An 18104-nucleotide genomic window follows, 5' to 3' on the forward strand; every position below is an offset into this window, starting at 1 on the left:
CGGCCGACTTGGCCCCTTGGCGTCTGGTCCAGGGAGTGTTCAGGATTCGGCCCGCAGCGCGAGCGCGGAGTCAATGGTGACGTCCAGGAAAGCGAGGGTATCGCGGCGGCGGGTCAGGGCGTTGCGGTAGTGCCGGCGGCCCTCCGCGCCGCTGGTGCGCAAGTACAGGCTCTCCTCGACGATGGGGTGCAAGCGCGGGTCGAACGCTTCATGTGCGTACCGGCCGGCGCCGCACTTGGAGGTCATGCCTCCCGTGGCGAGCGTGCAATGCAACCGGCTTACGCCGAGCACCGACCACACCGGGAACCACCCGCTGAGCCCGATGGCGAGCGATAAGGGGCGCGGCTGTCGTTTCTGTTGCCACCGGGGCCGCCAGTAGGAGCTGAGGTTGTCGGCGGTGAAGGCCCGCAGGGCATCCTGCTCTGCCCATACGCCCGCCTCGGCCGGCTGTGGCCCGCGCACCGCGATGCCGTGCCAGGCCGGCTCGCAGAAGGTCACCGGGTTGATGCCGAACCGTCCAGCCTGTCGGCGTGTCGACTGACTACCCGTTCGACCACGAGGACTTCAACGCGATGCTCGTACAGAGCCCGGAGTTGTTCCCCGACTGCTACACACGCTGGGGGCCGATCGACTTCATGCCTCCGGAGGGGCTGCTGACCGTCGAGAACGCGTTGCTCGCCCGCGGGTATCCCGAGGACGCCATCACCCCGATTGTGGGCGGCAATTTCCGTCGGGCCGCCGCGATGGTCTGGCAGTTGCTCAACTACACCCTTGCTCCATGCATTGATCCATTCGACCGCCTCACCATTTCCAGCTGGAGCTCATCGGATTGCTGCGATCTGCGCCAGTTCTGGTCGGGTAGCTTGATCGGCATGGATCAGGGGCGGGTAGTTGAAGCGTTTCGTTGCGAGGCTGGACGGCTCGCTCGAGCGATGAGCGGGCTCTCGCAGGCTGAGTGGCGTCTGCCCACACGGTGTGCGCCATGGACGGTAAGCGACTTGATGGCGCACGTCCGGGTGGTGATCGCCTGGCTGCCCGGCATGCTCGCTGCACCGGAGCCGATCCGCGCCGAGGTGTCGGCAGTGGAGTACTACCGGCCTGATGGGCGTTTCGCCCCGGACGCCAACGCGGCCCGGATAGCACTGGCCCAGGATCATGCGGCCGAGCAGCTCAGCGGGGCCTCGCTCGCCGAGGGATTCGACGCCACCTGGCAGGAGGTGGACCGTCTGTGCCGGGCCGAGCCGGAGGGGCGTGTGGTGCGCACCCGGCACGGTGACCCGATGCTCCTGTCGGAGTTCCTGCTGACGCGGGTGGTCGAGGTCGCCGTGCACGGCCTGGACCTGGCCGACGCCCTGGGGCGCGAGCCGTGGATGACCCCGCAGGCCGCTGACGTGGTGCAGGATCTTTTGCTCGGTCCGGACAACGCGGCAGCTCCGGAGCATCTGGGCTGGAGCCGGCTTCGCTTCCTGCGCAAGGCGACGGGGCGTGACCCGATCACCAGAGAGGAAGCGGCGGAGGTTGACCGCCTGGGCATCCGTTGGCTCACGTTGGGCTGAGCCTGGCCTTGCGTCATGATCAGCGCATGACCGAGATCGTACTGATGTCAGATCCCAGGATCGCGGCGATCCCTGTGGTCGACTGCGGCGAAAAGCTCATCGATGTCCGGCTGCAGGCGTCCATCGCCGTCGACCCACGCAAGGAAGACCGATCGGGCGCTTTCGCACACCTGCGGGAGGGCGTCCTGGCCCGCCTTCTGCAGGTTCAGCAACTCCTGCCGGATGGCGTCCGTCTGCTGTTCGTCGAGGGGTACCGGCCGCCCTCCCTCCAGCGTTTCTACTTCGAGCAGTACGCCGACGAACTGCGGGCGGACAACCCGGGCTTGTCGGCGGAACAGATGCGCCAGGCCGCGAGCCGCTACGTGTCACCGCCCGAGATCGCACCGCACAGTGCCGGCGCAGCCATCGACCTCACCCTCATATCGGCCGATGGGCAGGAACTCGACATGGGGACGCGGGTGAACGCCAGTCCGGAGGAGAGCGACGGCGCCTGTTATACGGACGCCCGCACCATCGGGCAGCAGGCACGCGACAACCGGCGGATGCTAGGAGCCGCTCTGGCTGCTGCGGGCCTGGTCAATTACCCGACGGAGTGGTGGCACTGGTCGTACGGTGACCGGTACTGGGCCCTTGCCACTTCTGCTGGGCACGCGATCTACGGACCGCGGGAGGCGGACTTGAGTCTCCCGCAGGGGGAGACGTGAAGGTGAGGTCATGGACGACGGCACCCCCTACTCGATCGGTGAACTGGTCCGGCGCACGGGGCTGACGGTCAAGACCATCCGCTTCTACTCCGATCGCGGCATCGTGGTGCCGGCCGACCGTACCCCCGCCGGCTATCGCCGCTATGGTCCCGAGGCCGTCACCCGACTGGCCTTGGTGCGTACGCTGCGCGAACTCGGACTCGGCCTCGACGCGATCCGGCAGGTCGTGAACCGAGAGCTGACGCTTGGCGACGTCGCCGAGCAGCACGCAGCCGCGCTGGAGGTACAGATCGCCACCCTGCGGCTGCAGAGGACGGTGCTGGCGGCCGTGGCCAGGCGCAGACCCACCCCTGAGGAGATGGAACGCATGCACCGGTTGGCCCAGCTCTCCCAAGCCGAACGCCGACGCCTGATCGACGGCTTCCTCGACACCGTCTTCGAGGGACTGGACGGCGGTCCCGGCCGTGCCGCGGCCCGACGCTCCATGACTCCCGGGCTGCCCGACAACCCCACGGACGAACAGATCGAGGCATGGGTGGAGCTGGCCGAACTGACGCTGGGCCCGGACTTCCGCGGCCGTATGCGGAGCGCGACCGAAACTCACGCCGCCGACCTCTCCGACAGCGCGTCCACACCGCCGCGCCCCGACGTCGTGGCCCTCGTCCGCGACCTTGCCACAGCAGCCGTCGAGTCGGGAATCACACCGGAATCGCCCCAGGCCGATCCCGTCGTCAGGGCGCTCACTGCAGTCTGTGCACGCACCCTCGGCCGTCCCGACGACACCGAGCCGCACCGATGGCTACTACCGCGTCTGGAAGCCGTGAACGATCCACGCCGAGACGACCCGGCGGCGCCCGCGGGTGTTGCGGAACTCGGACGCGGTGATGTCGTCGCCGCCGTCGGCAGTCCGACGAGGTGTTCGGCGGGGACGGGCGAGCAGTTCAGCCGTGCTGCCGTCCGGCGGTGTCAGACCGCCGAAGACGACCCGGCAGCCGTCCTCGGTTTGGCCGAGCCCGTTGAAGCCCGGCACCAAGTGAGGGACCTCGGTGCTGGTGTAGTGGGTGCCTGTCGCGCCGGAGCGCGCCCGCGAATGCAGGCCGGCGGACTGGCAGCAGGTACGGCTACCCGAAGGCGCTGACCGCGCCTCACCAGGCCGCCCTCCTGGGACCGGCGCGGCCAGCCGGCCGGCGGCGGCCCCGGGGCTGTGCGGCCGCCATCCCTGCCCGACCCTCGTGGTCTTCGGGCGCCCATGCCCTTCTTGTCCGGAGCCGTCGGCGTCTCGTCGTCCCGCGAGCCGGATGCGTTCGCCGACCCGCACATACACACGGCGTCGCGCGTTCGTCGCGACAGCTCGCCCAGAACGGGGTGGGTGCTCCTGCCACCGCGAGGGGCGGCAGGAGCGTTGTGCGGGCTTGTCGGGCGAGCCACCGAATGCCGGGGTCGGTGCGGCCGTTCCGGTCGCGCACGGCCTGCTGCTCCCCGGCGCTGCCGCAGTCGTTGATGTCGGCCGCCGAGTGACCGGAACACTGCTGTGAAGCGGTGATGATGTCGCCGGTGCCGTCGTGGCCGTCGTGGTGTACGGGCCGTCGGCTCGGCAACCGCGCCATCCCTTCACGGGCTCCGTCCGCTGATCTGCCCGTGCCGGCATCGTGACTGCCTCGCCGACGTCGCACCGCCGAGGCTATGAGGTGGTCAAGTCGTGTTCGCCGTCTCCGGTCACGACGTCGATGACCGCCGTGACCGGTCCTGTGCGGGTCGTCCCGGTGACTGTCACCTCACCCGGCCTGTCGGTCGCGCCAGGTGGCAACGGCTGCCAGCGGACGGGGACACGGGTGATCGTGTTGTTCGCGGTGGTGAGCATGCGGATGGAGGAGGGCAGCTTCGGGGCGGCTCCCACCACGGTGGCGGTGTGGACGGTGTCCTGGAGGATGTACTTGGCGCGGCTGGCGTTGAAGACGTTGATGGACGCATGCGGCTCCCATGTGTTCGCCAGTCCGGGCACGGCCCGGAACATGGGCTGGTAGCCGGCCGGCTCCCACACGAGGACACCTGAACCTCGGTTGTCGACCACGTCGTTGGCGGCCTGGAACACCCTCCGGATGGCGTCCGCCTGCCCCTGAATGGTTCGCGGGTACGGCGAGTTGGGCAACGGCGAGCCATCGCCGCCCGACGCGGGGTAGGCGGTTTCTGCGATGTCGATCTCGTAGCCGGGGTAGGTGGTGGCCATGGTGTTGAGGTTGAGATCCAGCGCCTCGGGCGTACCGTGCCATTCCGGGTAGTACGAGATGGCCAGCACATCGGGGTTCTGGCCCTTCGCCTTCACCCGGGTGAGGAACTGGTTCCAGAACTCCATGGTTTTGGCGAGCTTGTCCTTGTCGACGATCACGTGTATCTCGACCTTGGATGTCGGTGACGCGTCTCGGACGGCCTTGATCCCTGCCGCGGCCAGGGTGGTGAACCGGTCCCACGACTGGTCGTAGAGCTGCCGCTCCACCGGGTCGGTCGACCGCCAGTACTTCCACAGCAGGCCACCGCCCGCCTGGGACTGGTACACATTGGCCTGGTCGACGAAATACGGCGGATTCGTCGTGCCGATGTGGGCCGCCTCGCTGCCGTACATGAAGCCATTGATGATCTCGTTGCCGACGGCCACCTTCTCCGGCGTGGTGCCCTGCCGCTTCAACCGCTTCAGGTAGTCGGCGGTGAAGTCGTACACGGCCCGGGACAGGTCCGCGAACTCCAGCTCGGCCCAGGCGCGTGGTTTTGGCTGCTTGCTCGGGTCCGCCCATGAGTCCGCGTAGTGGAAGTCGATCCCCAGGCCCATGCCCCGCTGCTTGATCCGCTTGGCCGAGACCAGTGAGCGCTCCGGACCCTGGCGCGGTATCGGCGTCGGTTGACCGGTGCTCTCGCTGCGCGGCTCGTTGAAGATCCGCAGCCGGGTGTGCTGCATGCCGCGGTCCTTGGCCACGTCGAGCAGGTGTGGCCCGGCGCCGCGGTCTTGGGCCAGGGGGTCGACCCAGTACTGCTGGTCCTGGACGTCGTCCATCCAGGACAGATCGGCGCCGAGGGTGAGGTCGTCGCGGAGGTAGTTGAAGACCTGGAGCTCGCTGACACCAGCCCGGGCACGGTCCTGCCCGCCTGTGAACACCAGCCGGACGAAGCGCGTTCCCGGCCGGGTGAACAGGTGCACCTCCCCCCGCGACACGGCTCTGTTGCGGGACCTGTCGGCGATGGTCTTCCACCGGCGACCGTCGGATGAGGCCTCGACGACGTACCGGTGGGCCACGCCACGGTCCGGGAACATCACCTTGACCTTGCGCAGGTTGTCGTAGGTGCCACCGAGGTCGACGGTGAGCCACTGCCGGGTGCCGGCACGACCGGGTTGCCAGGACGTCGACGGGTCGCCGTCGATGGCCAGACGAGCGTTGGACGAGCCGGTGGCGGCCGTCGCCGCGGCCCATGGCTTGGCAGCGATATTGCTTTCGATCGGCTTGATGTCCGCGGTTCCGAAGGTCGCGTGGGCCGGCCTGGGCACCATGAGTAGATTCGCGGACACCATGGTGACCAACGTCGTCGTGACCGCGAGGGCGCGGGGCAGACGCTTGCTGCTCATGTCCTTCTCCTGACGATGTGACGTATGTGCGGCATGGGCTGTTCCGTACGCTCTGCCGGTCGAGGAGACCGGCAGAGCGCGGGATGTCAGCCGGCCGCGGCACCGACATCGAGGTAGTCGACGTTGGGCAGTCCGGCTGCCGTGGTCGGATCCAACCGGATCGTGTTGCTGCCGGCGTTCAGCGAGACGGTCACGGTCTTGGTCGTCCACGTCGTCCACGCACCGGTGGACTCGAACGAAACCGTCCCCACCGTGGATCCGTTGACGATCAGGTTCGCCGGCCTCGCACCGCTGGTGGAGCCATTGGCGAACCGGACCGCCACCGTCGCCGTACCAGCGGTCGCCGGAGTCACCGTGAACTGCGCGAAGGCCCCCGCAGCGGCACTGCCGTTGCAGAACCCGCTACCGGAAAAGCCCGCTTGGTTCGAGTCGATCGTGCCCTGGCACACCGCCGGCGCGGTCTCCGCCTCGTAACGCTGTCCCGATGGCGCGTCGGCAGAGGTCTTGACCAGTGAGAGCTGGTCGACGGTGACGCCGCCCGAACCCGACGCCCGCACGGTGACGGTGGCCGCCCCGCTGGGCAGCGCTATGCCGGTGAGCTCGCGCTTGGCCCAGCCGCTCGACGCCGGGATGCCGAGGGTGCGTTGGCTGCCGTTGGCGCCGGTGATCACGACCTGTCCGGCGCTACCCCGAGCGTGCAGGGACAGGGTGTAGGTGCCTGCGGGCACCGACTCGATCCGCTGCTCGACGCCGCCGCCGTTGCTCACCTGGAGGGCGAAGCGAGAGCCGTTCACACCACCGTTGACGTTGGTCACCGAACCGCCGAGGTTCCGCCATCCCCGCACACTGGAGACGATGATGCGGTCGGCCTGGATGTCGGGGTTGAGGATGTAGTTGTTCGCCGGCCCGACACGCCACTCTCCGGTCGTGGCGTTGAACTGCCACTGGCTCACCGAGTGGAACTGCGGCCTCGCGCCGGTCTTGGTGATCGGCACCCACTGGTTGTACCCGATGCCGTTCCAGGCGAAGTCGGCCCAGCGGTCGCCGGCGTAGATCACCGTGTTCTGCTTGGTGCCCTTGACCGTCACGAAGAACCCGGTCTGGGTCACGTGGCTGTAGTCCATCTCGGTGCCGGCAAGGACGTACTCGCTGCTGTACGAGCCCTGAACGTTGCTGCTCGTCGACTCATTGACGTAGTTGACCGAGGTGTTCCAGCCGTGCAGGTCCGACGCCGCGTGGTAGTACTTGCCGTCGAGTTTGAACATGGCGTTGCCCTCGCGACCGGCGCCGCGGCGGATCTCCACGCCTGGCTCGATCCGCAGCGAGTCGGACTCCCGGAACTTGGCCACGAAGCCGCGCGACCGTCCTTCGCGGTTGGAGAAGATCAGGTAGTCCTTGCCGTTGTCGTCGGTGAAGACGGTCTGATCCCCGGTGCCGGTCGTGGGCGAGTTGGTGATCTGGGTCTGGAAGTAGCCGTAGTCGAAGGTGTCGGTGGGTGAGTCGCCCTGCAGCAGCAGAACGCCGTGCCCGCCCCTGCCCGTGTGCCACATCTGCACGGCGAGCACGTACTTGCCGGTGTTCTCGTTGTACGAGACGCCGAGCCGCCCGACCCAGCCCGCACCACCCAGGTTGGCGCCGCTGCCCACGCCGGTGGAGCGCGTCGCGACCCGGTTCTCGAACTTCCAGTTCACCAGGTCCTTGGACGAGTACACGGGGATCGAGACGAAGCTGACGTTCCCGTCGTACTTCCTCGTCGGATTGGCGCGGTAGAGCTCGGCGCCGGTGTAGTGCACGCCGTACCAGTAGTAGGTGTCACCGAACTTGAAGACCCCACCGCCCTGCGAATAGATGGGATTGCCGCTGGTGTCGTTCCAGAAGGTGTTGTTCGTGATGGTCTGGAACGTGCCCTCGTCGGCGGCCTTCAGATCGGCGGCGGCGGTCATCAGGGCCGTCTTCGCGTCGGCGACCTCCGACGTGGTGGCCGACGTGTCGCCGGCGACATCGGCCGCGGCGGTCAACGCCTTGGCGAAGGGCTTCCAGGAGTCAGCCGTGTACTTCGTCGGAGTGCGCGTCTGGTAGTCGGACACCAGGTACTTGAGGCCGCGATCCACCACCGGTCCCGCAGCCGCCCCCTGGTCCTGGAGCTCCATTGCCTGGCTCTGCGTTGCAGGTGTCTCCGCCGCGGCGGTGCTCGCCGAGAGCGGCGCCGCCAACGCCACGGACAACAGGGTGGCGGCGGCCAGCTTCCAGTACTTCGAAACGACACGCGATCGTTGCCTCAAGAGGTCACCTTCCGTCACTCTCAAAGGCGCCGAGATCCGGCGCGCTTCCGTTGAAGGGCAGTCCCACGTCGGTGCCCTTGTCGATCAGGGCACTGTTCGCCGCGAGACGGAGGTGGGGCAGCACGGGCAGGTTCCCGTCGGTCTGGCGGAGCGCGTCCCAGCCGGACGTCGACACACTGCGGAACTGGGAGTCCGACAGGGGGACGCCGAGGTTCCAGGAGTTGTACGCGGCGTTCGTGCCGCTCATGTTCGACGTCGCCGTTCCGGTGTAGGCGATGTTGTTGCGCAGGTTGCCCCGGCCGACGGCGGCGCCGCGCGAGTCGACTCCCAGCATGTTGAAGTTGGGGTGGTTTCCATAGCCGGTGTTGTTGAAGAAGTCGTTGGCCACCGGGTGGTGGTTGGCGTAGAAGCCGGCCGCCTTGTTGAGGAACGCCACCGAAGAGCGGACGGTGTGCTTCGGCGCGTTGGCCTCGTAGTCGCCCCCGTAGCCGCCGGACTTGAAGCCGGCTCCGTTGCCGGAGGGCGTCGTCGTCCCCGGCACGTACCCGTTGCGCCAGGCCCACGAGTCCTCGATGATCACGGGCGAGTAGGTGGAGATGAGGTCGAACCCGTCATCGGCGTTCCACCACGCGCGGCAACCCCGGAACACGTTCGCGGGGCGGCCGGCCGGCGTGTAGTGCGAACCGAACCCGTCGGCGTTTTCGCCGGGCCCGTCGTTGCTGCGCGGGTCGTAGTTGTCATGCGCGTCCGAGTTGAGGACGAGGTTGCCGCCCCCGCCGCTGATGAACAGGCCGGTACCCATGTGGTGGTGGGTGTTGATCTGCTCGAAGACGTCATTGCTGCCGGAAACCCAGATCCCCCAGGACTCGGCGTTGCGGTTGTTGTTCTGCGGAACGCCCTTGACTTCCAGTCCTTTGAGGTGGATCCAGTTGCCGGTGACGTTGAAGCCCTTGATGCGGCAGTTGTCCGTCATCCGCGAGAAGTCGAAGACCGGTTTCTCGCCCGGCTGGGCCCAGTACCGGATCGGGTTGCCCGAGCTGCCGCTCTTGTTGAGGGTGATCGCGTCGACCTTGGCGGTTTGGCTCGGACAGGCGCTGTTCGCGCGGGTGTAGGCGTAGGTGCCGCCCCGGAAGTAGACCGTGTCGCCCGCCTTGGCGACGGCCTGTGCACGGGCGATCGATGCCCAGGGAGCGGCCTGCGTACCTGCTGCTCCGTCGTTCCCGTTCGGGGCGACGTAGTAGATGCTTCCGGCCGCCGCGGCGCTCGCGGACGCCGAGCCGGTGGGCATGGCGACGGAACTCGCCATGACCACCGAGAGCAGAAGGGCAGGGGTGCCATACTTCGCGGTTCTCACAGCGTCATCTCCCGAGTGGACCGTCTTCGTGACACTGCCATGGACGCGTGTACCACCTTCCGAGTGAGCGGCCCACTCCCTGATCGCTCGGGCGGGGGCCGAACAGACATCGCGAAACGGCTGCTCTGGTTGAACGGGGGCGGCGTGTTTGAGGAGGCTCAGCACTGCCGCCGACACGCCGCACACATCGCTGACCACGAGCGGCGGTGCGGACCTCATGGCCCACGGGACGAAGTGGCCGCGCAGTCCGTGTCCGCAGGCCCGGGCGGCCGACCTCCGGCCATGGAGAGGCCTCCTGCCACCACCGATGCGGAGATTGCTCAGCCGGTCGTACCCTCGCCCCGGCCTCCGTCTTCGTCGCACGCCCCGCGGCCCGGTCGGAGCCAAGCCGTTTCGGTACGCCACCGTCAGGTTGGCAGGGACGACTGCGTCCTAGGTCTGCTGCACCGCCGTCATCGAGGCCACCCGCGAACCGACCGGCCTCGGTTCGCGCCCACCGCCGCGTTCTACGTGAGATACGCGGCGAGCGGGAGGTTCTGGCGGCGCACGTCACCGGCGACGAGCCCTGCGACCCGCTGGGCGCCGTAGGTGTCGAAGTGGGTGTGGTCGTTGCAGAAGAAGGTGCCCAGGGGACCGCTGCCTCCGTAGTCGCCGTTGTTCGGGCAGAAGCGCAGACTGTTGTAAAGCGAGACACTGAGCGTCTGCAGGTCGATGACGGGGGCCCTGGTGGCGGATCCGGCGGCGAAGGTCTGGGAGACGAAGCCGCGGTTCTTGGTCGCCGTGCTGCCGGAGCAGGTGATGGCGGCCACCGGGGTGAGCAGCACCGGGTGCGCGCCCCGGGCCAGGGCGGCCTGGGCCATCATGGTCATCAGCTGCTGGTACCGGGCCGGGCCGACGTGCCGGGGGCAGGTCGAGGAGGAGTCGTTGATGCCGAACTGGATGAACAGGTAGTCACCGGCCTTCATTCCGGTGGTCGAGTTCAGCATCGCCTGCCAGCGGGACGAGTATGTGGTGGACGTGAGGCGGCACTCACCGTCCGCGCCCTTGGTGCTGCTCACGTTCCCCTCGTACAGCCAGGTCTGGATGCTGCGGCCTCCCACCGCCTGGTTCCTGACCGTCACGTCGCTGTTGAACAGGGCGTCGAACTGGCTGCCCCAGCCGACCGGACAACGGCCGGAACTCGGGTTGGCCATGGTGGAGTCGCCGGCCAGCCACACGGTGACCGGTGCGGCGATCGCCCGTGCGGCCGGGGCCTGGGCGCGGGAGGCACTGGTGCAGTTCGTGGCGACGCGGTCCGCCGCGGACGCGGCGCTGACACCGAGGCTCGACAGGGCGATCACGAGCGCGGTCGTGATGAGAATCCGTAAGTTCCTCAACGGGTCCCTCCTTGGGACTGGCGCCGGGCGTCGTCAGCGCAGGTACGCGGCCAGGGGCAGGCGCTGCTCGCGGATGCTCTGGAGCACCAGCCCGCCCATCTGGCTCGCGCCGTACTGCGAGAAGTGGGTGTTGTCCGTGACACCGTCGACGGATGAGCGCAGGAAGAGCTGTGCGGAGGCGGACGGGCCGAGGGACTCGACCAGCGTCTTGCTCTTGGTGGTCAGATCGATCACCGGCACGTTCTGCGCCGTGCCGACCGAGCGCATCTCGGCGGGCAGGTTCACTCCGACGCCGTTGACGTGCAGTGCCGTGGGCGTGAGCCGGCTGCCGTTGAACTGCCGACGGACCGGCGGGGTCACCAGAACGGGGACGCCGCCCTTCGCACGGACCTGCGTGATCATGGAGGTGAGGTTGCTCCGGAAGGCCGACGCGCTGGTCTGCTTGTCGTTGTGGCCGAACTGGATGAAGACCGCGTCGTTTGCCCTGACCTTCGGCAGCAGCGCCGGGAAGAGCGCCGAGTTCCTCAGGAAGCTGCCCGAACTCTCCCCAGAGTCGGCGTAGTTGGCGACGGACGCTCCGGGACCCACCGCCGGCGTGATCATCTGGCCCCATCCCGTGTACGGGGCCATGAACTGGTCGCACACGGTCGAGTCACCGGCCAGGTAGGCGACCATCGGCTGGTTCGCCGGTTTCACGGAGACGGCCGACACCTGCGGGTTGGTCCCCGCGAACCGGATGTCCAGACCGGGGTTTCCGGTGCCGCCCTGGCCGGTCGGCTGCCCCTCCGGCTGCCGCACATTGACCGTGAACGAGTACGTGGCGACGGCACCGGCCGCCGTCTTCGTCGCCGGCAGCATCAGGCGCCGGGCCTCCACCCACATGTCGGTCTCGGCGGCAGTGGCACCACCGAGGGAGACCGTCACGTCGTAGTTGCCGGGCGAGACCGCGTAGTGACACTTGATCGGCGCAGTGCCGGAACAACCGGCCGGCAGGGCCCGCGTGGCGGTATCGGCATGTGCCGCACCGGTGCCGACCAGCGTCGCCAGGGTCAGCAGACCCACTGCTCCCAGCCTGACTCCGTGCCCTTCGAGACGCAATGTCATGCTCATTACAATCACCAATCCCAGTTCTCGACCGGAGAGTTGCCCGGGTTGAGGTCCATGGCCCGTCGCTCAGGCCTGGGTGAAGCCGTTCATGATGATGGAGGGCCGCTGCGTGGCGGAGTCCCAGGCGCCCATGGTGTAGCCGGTGAACGGGGACATGCACTCCGGCTCCCAGTAGAAGATGCCCTGCCCGCCGTTGGCCTTGAGGGCCTTGATGTAGGCGACCAGCGCGGCCTGGGTGGAGGAGGCGCGGTCCACCCGACCACCGAACTCGCTCTGCAGGAACGGTTTGCCGTAGGCGTCGGAGATCCTCTTCATGTTCCCCACAATCCCGGCCGCGACGTCAGCGCTGCCGTAGGAGGAGAACACCGACATGTCCCACTTGCCGCCGTTCGCCGCGAAGCGACTGAAGAACGTCGTCATCACGTCGTACTTCTGCGGCTGGGCCAGGTGGATACACACGGTCGAGTTCGGTGACACCGCCTTGACCTGGTCGTATGCGGCGTTGAGCAGTCCGGTCAGCTGCGCCGGGCTGGAGATGCTGCCGACGGGGCGGCAGATCCCGCTGTTGATCTCGTTGCCGATCTGCACCCAGGTGGGGAGCACGTCGTTGTTCCTCATGACCGTCATGGTCTGGTTCACGTACGTGCCCATCGCGGTGCGCATCTGGCTGTAGGTCATGTTCCGCCAGGCGGCGGGCGGGTTCTGCACGCCGACGGAGTTCCAGGTGTCGCCGAACATGTAGTCGAGCATGATCGACATGCCGGCGGCCTTGACCCGCTTGGCGAAGGCGGCCACCTCGTTGATGCCGCAGTGCCCGTTGGCCGGGTCGTTGGAAGGGTTGACGAACGTACGCAGGCGTACGGCGGTGACGCCGTATCCCTTGAGGATGGTCAGCAGGTCTTGGGTCTGCCCGCCGGCATTCTTCCAGGAGTAGCCGCGCGCCTCCATCTGAGGTGCCCAGCTGATGTCGACGCCCTTGACGAAGCTCGCCGCGGCCTCGGCGGGCGTCTCGAGTTCGGCGAACGCGACGGCGGTGGCGAGCGCCCCGGCGGTGGCGGTGGTGGCCTTGAGCAGGGTTCGCCGGGTGATGCGCCCGGCAACTGGTGTGGGGGGTTGCGGGAACATGATCGGTCCTTTCCTTCCGTCGGTCGCGGGTGAGACGTCGCGGGCGGCGGAGAGCGGGTCAGTGAGAGACCTCCAGGAGCGAGGCGGGTTCTTGGGCAACTGACGCTCAGGTCCAAGGAGTTCGTGTAGCCGCGTGCGATCCCAGCCGATGCGCCTCCCTCGGAGTGGCCACACTGAGGCTGGAGTGCTCACGAGTGGCACGTGTCGAAGGGGGCGGCCTTGGCGTGCCAGGGCGCTCCTCCAGGTCGGGACTGTGAGCGATCACAGAGGTGGTGCGCAGTCACATCACAACGAACTTGAGGTGCTTCACGCAGCTTCTCGATCGGGCACGAAGCTGTCAACCATTACTCACCAATCCATGGAAGAAGCAGTGCGATCCTGTGGGCCGGGGGCTCGCCGTGCCTCGGCCGTGAGCTGCCTGAAACGGCGGGAGTCAGCCCAGTTCAAGTGCCCTTTCAGAGGAGTGCGACGACGAGGACGGGACTGTGCACGGGACCTCTCGTTGGCTCGCACCCGCACACGCTCGAACAGAGAAAGCCAACAGAATGCTTGACGGGCTATCAATGAATTTCTACGCTCCTCGCCTCTGACCACCTCGACGAACTACAGCCGGATCAGATGGTCCCTTGACACTCCGGCCGGCCTGCGCCGGCTCCTCGTGCCGCAGGCCGGTACCCGCCGCCGCTCGTATGAGGGCAGGCCGATGTCCTCGGGGTCGAGCCGGGCTCTGAGAGACCGCAGAAGCTCCTTGAGCTCGGCACGCCGGTCAGTCCGGCAGACACCTCGTCGTCGGTCGCCACATGTGAAGACTGCGCTGTCGTCCGTTTGCCGAACGTGCTCCCAGATGCAGAGCAGCGTGGCGTCTCCGGCTGGTCGGCGCGCAGTTGACGAGATGGCACACCGGGTGGCATCGCCACCCTGCCCAACTGCGCGCCCACGAGGTATGCAGAGGTACGTAGCCGTCGCCGAGATTCGGGTCCTGCTACGTGCCGGACGGATGGCCGGAGCCGGCAGCACTGCCGCTGACGCCGGTCATGATGGCGTTGATGATGCCCTGCTGGGTGACCGTGAGGGAGCGCCGGTTGAACAGCCCGAACCCGTACCGATCGGTTGCCCCGTTGTCCCAGTAGACGGTGGCCGCGCCGTATTTCTTGGCCGTGGCCACGACGGCCCGTGCGAAGTCCGCGCGGTACCTGTTGTTCGACGAATCGAACGATGACTTGTCGATGGCACCGTATTCGCCCACCACCACTGGATACCCCTTCGAGACGAACACATCGCGCATCATCTTGAGCTGCGCGTCCAGATAGTCCTCCTGTCCCCAGGTCGACGTCCTTGATGGGTTGGTCGCTGCTCGGCCCCATTGCGTGATGGTGCCGCTTTCCTCTCCGGCGAAGTCCCAGGGGCTGTAGTGATGAACGGAGATCATGATCCGCCGCTCATTTGCGGGAATGGAGGGGGAGCGGTACTGATCGGACGGAAGCGCGAAGCCGTAATTCCCCGCGGTGTAATCGATGTTCGTGTTCCAGCCGGCCACGAGCAGCCACCTCGAACTGTTGTTTCCGCCCGTTTTCCGCACGGTGTCCACGAAGATCTGGTTGTAGCTGTTGATGTTCGAGTAGCACGGTTGGGTCGGGCGGCCGTACTGCCCGTCGAACTCCTCGTTCATGGACTCCAGGATCAGGCGCTGGTCGTAGTTCTTGAACCTGTTCGCGATCTGCTGCCAGGCTTTCTCGTACTTGGCCTTGATCGTCGCCTGGAAAGGCGAATCGCAGATCAGCCAGGAGCCGTTGACGGTCTTGTACCCGTCGCCGTGCATGTTGATCAGCACATGCAGGCCCCTGTTGTAGGCATAGTTGACGACTTCTTGGACTCTGTTCAGCCAGGAGGCGTTGATCGTGTAATTTGGGCCGGGCCCTATGTATCCCAGGTAGGAGACCGGGATCCTGATCGTCTTGAACCCTGCCGCTCTCACTTTGTCGATGAGGGCCTGCGTCACCGTCGGCTGGCCCCACGCTGTTTCGCTCGGGTATCCGTTGGTGGTGGCTTCGAGTTGGTTCCCCAGATTCCATCCCGCGCCCATGTCGGCCACGATCTGTGAAGCGCTCGACTGTGCCGCGGTATCGGCCGATGCCTGAGGCGCCGCGCCGTACACCGATGCGGCAACTGCCAACAGGGCGGCAAGGAAAATGACTCTGATCTTCCCTGCGAGTGAAACCATGAGCTTTCCTCTCTTGCGTCCTTGAGGGCGTCGGGCCCCCAAGTGGATCCATCTGTGCGAGTGGGAGCGGCCGGAGCCGTCGGCTGTTCGGGCGGTGGCGTCCACGCCGGCCTGGAAACGAGCACAGTCGATTGCGCAGCGGCTGACCTCACGGGCGTCCGTGGGTGGCCACGCACTCTGCACGGCCCGGATGCGAGGCGAGCACGGCAGACGCGCGCACCCGGGCCGTGCGTGGTTGCTCCTCAGCTCAGGGCGGATTCCCAGGTGGTCGTGCTGGAGGTGGCGTCGGCGCGAAGGCGGTCGCGGGCCGCGGTGTCGCCGTACAGGCTCCACCGCATCCAGTCCACGGACGTGTTGACGGTCCGGGAGTCGCCGAAGTAGTTGCTGTGGCCGGCGCCGCGGAAGGTGAGGAACGCCTTGGCGGCGGGCAGTTCCCGGTACGCCTGGCGGGCGGAGGAGATCGGGCACGTTCCGTCCCGGTCGCCGTGCGTGAACAGGACCTTGGCGCGGACCGCCGGGCTCGGGTTGCCCATGTCCACGCAGGACATGGGGATCGCGGCGGTGATCCGTGCGTCGGGCCAGGACGTGAGCAGGCCGTGGGTGGTCATGCCGCCCATCGAGTGGCCGGAGACACCGACTCCGACCGCTGTGTTGATGTGGCCGGCCAGCGGGTCGCCGGCCGTGTTGAGGGCGAGGGTCCGGGTGATGACTTCGGAGACGTCCTTGGACTGGTTGCCGTTGTAGACGTCTTGGTCGTTGAGGTTGGCGAAGTGGGGGGCGGGGACGATGAAGCCGGCCTCGGCCAAGGGGCGGATGATCGCCAGGGACTTCTGCGGGCTGCTGCTCAAGCCGTGCATGAACTCGCAGACCGGGAAGACGCCCTGGGCGACGGGGGCGCTGGTGACCGGGGAGCCACCGGGAGTACCGGTGGCGGGGTAGTAGACGTAGGTGGTCCACCGGCGGCTGCCGCGGCTCCAGGCGTACTGACGTACGCCGACCGCGAACCGCTGGGTCGGAGCGCCGGCGCTCGCGGTGGCACCTGCGTGTCCCGTGCCGAGCAGGGACATGCCTACGCCCGCGGCTCCGGCTGCGCTCAGCGTCACGAAACTACGCCGTTGCATGGTCATGAAGACTCCTGGTGGGGGGTGCGGAGCGCTGTTCGGTCAGGTGCCGGGAAGAGGCGTCGGTGATGCCGCGGCGGTGAGACTGACCTAGGTGGTGGGGGGAGTAGTGGTGGGGGTGGTCAGGTCGGCGAATCGCGCACGGTGGAGGACGTTCCGGTCCTGCCTGTGGTGGTCATCGGCGTGGTGTGGCTTGCCGGCGGAGATGCGGCAAGCCGCTGAACACCGGCCGAACCGTGACTCATTGAGGGAGCAGCCCTTCGGGCCCACCCGCCGGCTTCTCTGATGGGGAGGTGTTGATTCTGCGGGAACGGCGCAGGGGTGCCTCTCCTTCCATGCGTCGTGTGCTGCACCTCTGGGAGCGTTCCCACATGTCTTGCAACAGGTACATTCCCGATCGGGTGCCGATCTGTCAATCGTCGGCGCTCAACTCTGTTGTCTTCGACGCGCATTCGACAGATCGCAGGCGCGGGAGGTCCGGTGTGGCGTCTTCGAGGCCCGCCCGATCACCCTCGCGACGGTCCGTCGTCAGCCGTGGCCGATACCCGCACTCATGCCGGCGATCGTATGGGCCCTGATGTCGGGGTGCGGTCCCTCCGCGAATCGGGTTACCACGGAGCGGACGTGGTCCTGGGCCGGCTGGAGGAGACCGTCGTACACCGCGACGCAGACTTCCCGCGCCCGTGACCGGGGCCAGCCGGGCGGCAGCAGCCCGATGGGGAGCAACGGGTCCAGGATGGGGAAGTGCCGGTAGGCGTGCATGACCTCGGTCCGGGCGCGCACCGCGTCGGCGCCGGAGACGTCGTCGGCGCTGATGTGCGGAAGCAAGCCGCTCCAACGGCTGATGAAAGCCTGGTAGTGCTCGGCGATGCCGGGCAGGTCCCACGCCTGGACCGGGTTGCGGTCAGCCTCGGTGTCCAGATCCTCCTGCCGCGCGCGGAACACGGTCACCGCTCCCCGCGCCAGGTCTGCCACCTCGATCCGCCCTTTGGGGGTCAGGGGGTGCGGTGACACCCAGAGCGCGTCGTACAGCGGCGCGAATCCGCGCCAACGCAACGCGGTGCGCAACGCGCGCCGCCGCGTGCTCTCCTGTTCCGGGACGGAGAAGGCGATCAGTGTCCACTGTCCGTCCCATGAGTCGGGTTGGGTGGTGAAGGTGGCGATCGAGCTGGCACCGCTCCACAGGTCGACGGCGGCCTGCGACGTCAACCGGTAAGAGCTGTACCGCCCTTGCCGACTGCTCTCCAGTACCCCTCGGCGCATCAGCCTGCTGATCGTCGTACGGGCTGCGCCCGCGGTCACCTGGAACTCGCCGAGCAATGCCACGATCGCCGCCGACGGCAACCAGGCCCGAACGGGGAACGTGTAGTCGGCGATCAAAGTCACCGCGAGTCCCTGCGGCGAGACGCTGCTCTGCCAGCCGGGCGACCGCACGGGTCCGGCGGCGCCGTCACCCTCGTCGGAGAAGATCTCCTCGAGGTTGGCCAGGTTCGGCAAGGTCGGCTCCGACGCGGTGGACACGGTCGGCACCACACTAATGGTTGTGAAATCGCCGGGTGGGGCCCTGCCTCGATTGCTCCACCACGACTGCGGCAGCCCGGTCCGCACGGTGGTGACCTGCGCCTCCGGGCACGAGATCACCACA

Annotated in this window: 11 protein-coding genes and 3 pseudogenes; 3 read left to right on the forward strand and 11 right to left on the reverse strand. The window is 67.5% G+C overall.

Annotated features, from left to right (window positions below; translation table 11 throughout):
• Positions 1-39: 39 nt before the first annotated feature.
• Positions 40-498, reverse strand: a complete 459-nt coding sequence (locus MQE23_RS39570) for a hypothetical protein (RefSeq protein ID WP_243381649.1) — start codon at positions 496-498, stop codon at positions 40-42.
• A 32-nt stretch (positions 499-530) separates the two neighbouring features.
• Here MQE23_RS39570 and MQE23_RS39575 point away from each other — a divergent pair, with 32 nt between their 5' ends.
• The 3 genes and pseudogenes from MQE23_RS39575 to MQE23_RS39585 form a co-directional block, all read left to right on the forward strand.
• Positions 531-1556, forward strand: coding sequence for a maleylpyruvate isomerase family mycothiol-dependent enzyme (locus MQE23_RS39575; RefSeq protein ID WP_243381650.1), 1026 nt, complete (start codon positions 531-533; stop codon positions 1554-1556).
• Between the two features lie 26 nt (positions 1557-1582).
• Positions 1583-2260 carry a M15 family metallopeptidase gene (locus MQE23_RS39580; RefSeq protein ID WP_243381651.1) on the forward strand — a complete coding sequence of 226 codons (678 nt, stop codon included), beginning with the start codon at positions 1583-1585 and terminating at the stop codon, positions 2258-2260.
• 10 nt (positions 2261-2270) lie between these two features.
• Positions 2271-3101, forward strand: a pseudogene (locus MQE23_RS39585) (MerR family transcriptional regulator); the annotation flags it as partial.
• Positions 3102-3941: 840 nt separating this feature from the next.
• Here the strand turns inward: MQE23_RS39585 and MQE23_RS39590 are convergent.
• The 10 genes and pseudogenes from MQE23_RS39590 to MQE23_RS39635 all read right to left on the reverse strand — a co-directional run bounded on the left by MQE23_RS39590 (position 3942) and on the right by MQE23_RS39635 (position 17980).
• On the reverse strand, positions 3942-5873 hold the full coding sequence (locus MQE23_RS39590) for a glycosyl hydrolase 53 family protein (RefSeq protein ID WP_243381652.1): 1932 nt from the start codon (positions 5871-5873) through the stop codon (positions 3942-3944).
• Positions 5874-5980: 107 nt separating this feature from the next.
• Positions 5981-6385 (reverse strand): annotated as a pseudogene (locus MQE23_RS39595) (carbohydrate-binding protein); the annotation flags it as partial.
• 639 nt (positions 6386-7024) lie between these two features.
• A pseudogene (locus tag MQE23_RS39600) lies at positions 7025-8023 on the reverse strand (family 43 glycosylhydrolase); the annotation flags it as partial.
• A gap of 136 nt (positions 8024-8159) precedes the next feature.
• A complete protein-coding gene (locus MQE23_RS39605; protein WP_128092613.1) occupies positions 8160-9509 on the reverse strand; it encodes a right-handed parallel beta-helix repeat-containing protein in 1350 nt (449 codons plus the stop codon).
• A gap of 506 nt (positions 9510-10015) precedes the next feature.
• Positions 10016-10885 carry an SGNH/GDSL hydrolase family protein gene (locus MQE23_RS39610; protein WP_243381653.1) on the reverse strand — a complete coding sequence of 290 codons (870 nt, stop codon included), beginning with the start codon at positions 10883-10885 and terminating at the stop codon, positions 10016-10018.
• 33 nt (positions 10886-10918) lie between these two features.
• Positions 10919-11989: a rhamnogalacturonan acetylesterase gene (locus tag MQE23_RS39615; protein WP_243381654.1), complete on the reverse strand. Its 1071-nt coding sequence runs from the start codon at positions 11987-11989 to the stop codon at positions 10919-10921.
• A gap of 69 nt (positions 11990-12058) precedes the next feature.
• Positions 12059-13117: a glycosyl hydrolase 53 family protein gene (locus tag MQE23_RS39620; protein WP_243381655.1), complete on the reverse strand. Its 1059-nt coding sequence runs from the start codon at positions 13115-13117 to the stop codon at positions 12059-12061.
• Positions 13118-14099: 982 nt separating this feature from the next.
• A complete protein-coding gene (locus MQE23_RS39625; protein ID WP_243381656.1) occupies positions 14100-15338 on the reverse strand; it encodes a glycoside hydrolase family 5 protein in 1239 nt (412 codons plus the stop codon).
• A gap of 242 nt (positions 15339-15580) precedes the next feature.
• Positions 15581-16465, reverse strand: coding sequence for an alpha/beta hydrolase (locus MQE23_RS39630; protein ID WP_243381657.1), 885 nt, complete (start codon positions 16463-16465; stop codon positions 15581-15583).
• Between the two features lie 522 nt (positions 16466-16987).
• Complete coding sequence (locus tag MQE23_RS39635; RefSeq protein ID WP_243381658.1) at positions 16988-17980, reverse strand: PaaX family transcriptional regulator C-terminal domain-containing protein; 993 nt, start codon at positions 17978-17980, stop codon at positions 16988-16990.
• Positions 17981-18104: the final 124 nt, after the last annotated feature.

Source organism: Streptomyces sp. HP-A2021, from assembly GCF_022807935.1.
GTDB lineage: Bacteria > Actinomycetota > Actinomycetes > Streptomycetales > Streptomycetaceae > Streptomyces > Streptomyces afghaniensis.

What these genes read in the sequence shown, in the direction of transcription:
- MQE23_RS39580 (WP_243381651.1), top strand. Translation starts at nt 1,583, where the DNA reads ATGACCGAGATCGTACTGATGTCAGATCCCAGGATCGCGGCGATCCCT.
- MQE23_RS39590 (WP_243381652.1), bottom strand. Translation starts at nt 5,873, where the DNA reads ATGAGCAGCAAGCGTCTGCCCCGCGCCCTCGCGGTCACGACGACGTTG.
- MQE23_RS39615 (WP_243381654.1), bottom strand. Translation starts at nt 11,989, where the DNA reads ATGACATTGCGTCTCGAAGGGCACGGAGTCAGGCTGGGAGCAGTGGGT.
- MQE23_RS39620 (WP_243381655.1), bottom strand. Translation starts at nt 13,117, where the DNA reads ATGTTCCCGCAACCCCCCACACCAGTTGCCGGGCGCATCACCCGGCGA.
- MQE23_RS39625 (WP_243381656.1), bottom strand. Translation starts at nt 15,338, where the DNA reads ATGGTTTCACTCGCAGGGAAGATCAGAGTCATTTTCCTTGCCGCCCTG.
- MQE23_RS39630 (WP_243381657.1), bottom strand. Translation starts at nt 16,465, where the DNA reads ATGACCATGCAACGGCGTAGTTTCGTGACGCTGAGCGCAGCCGGAGCC.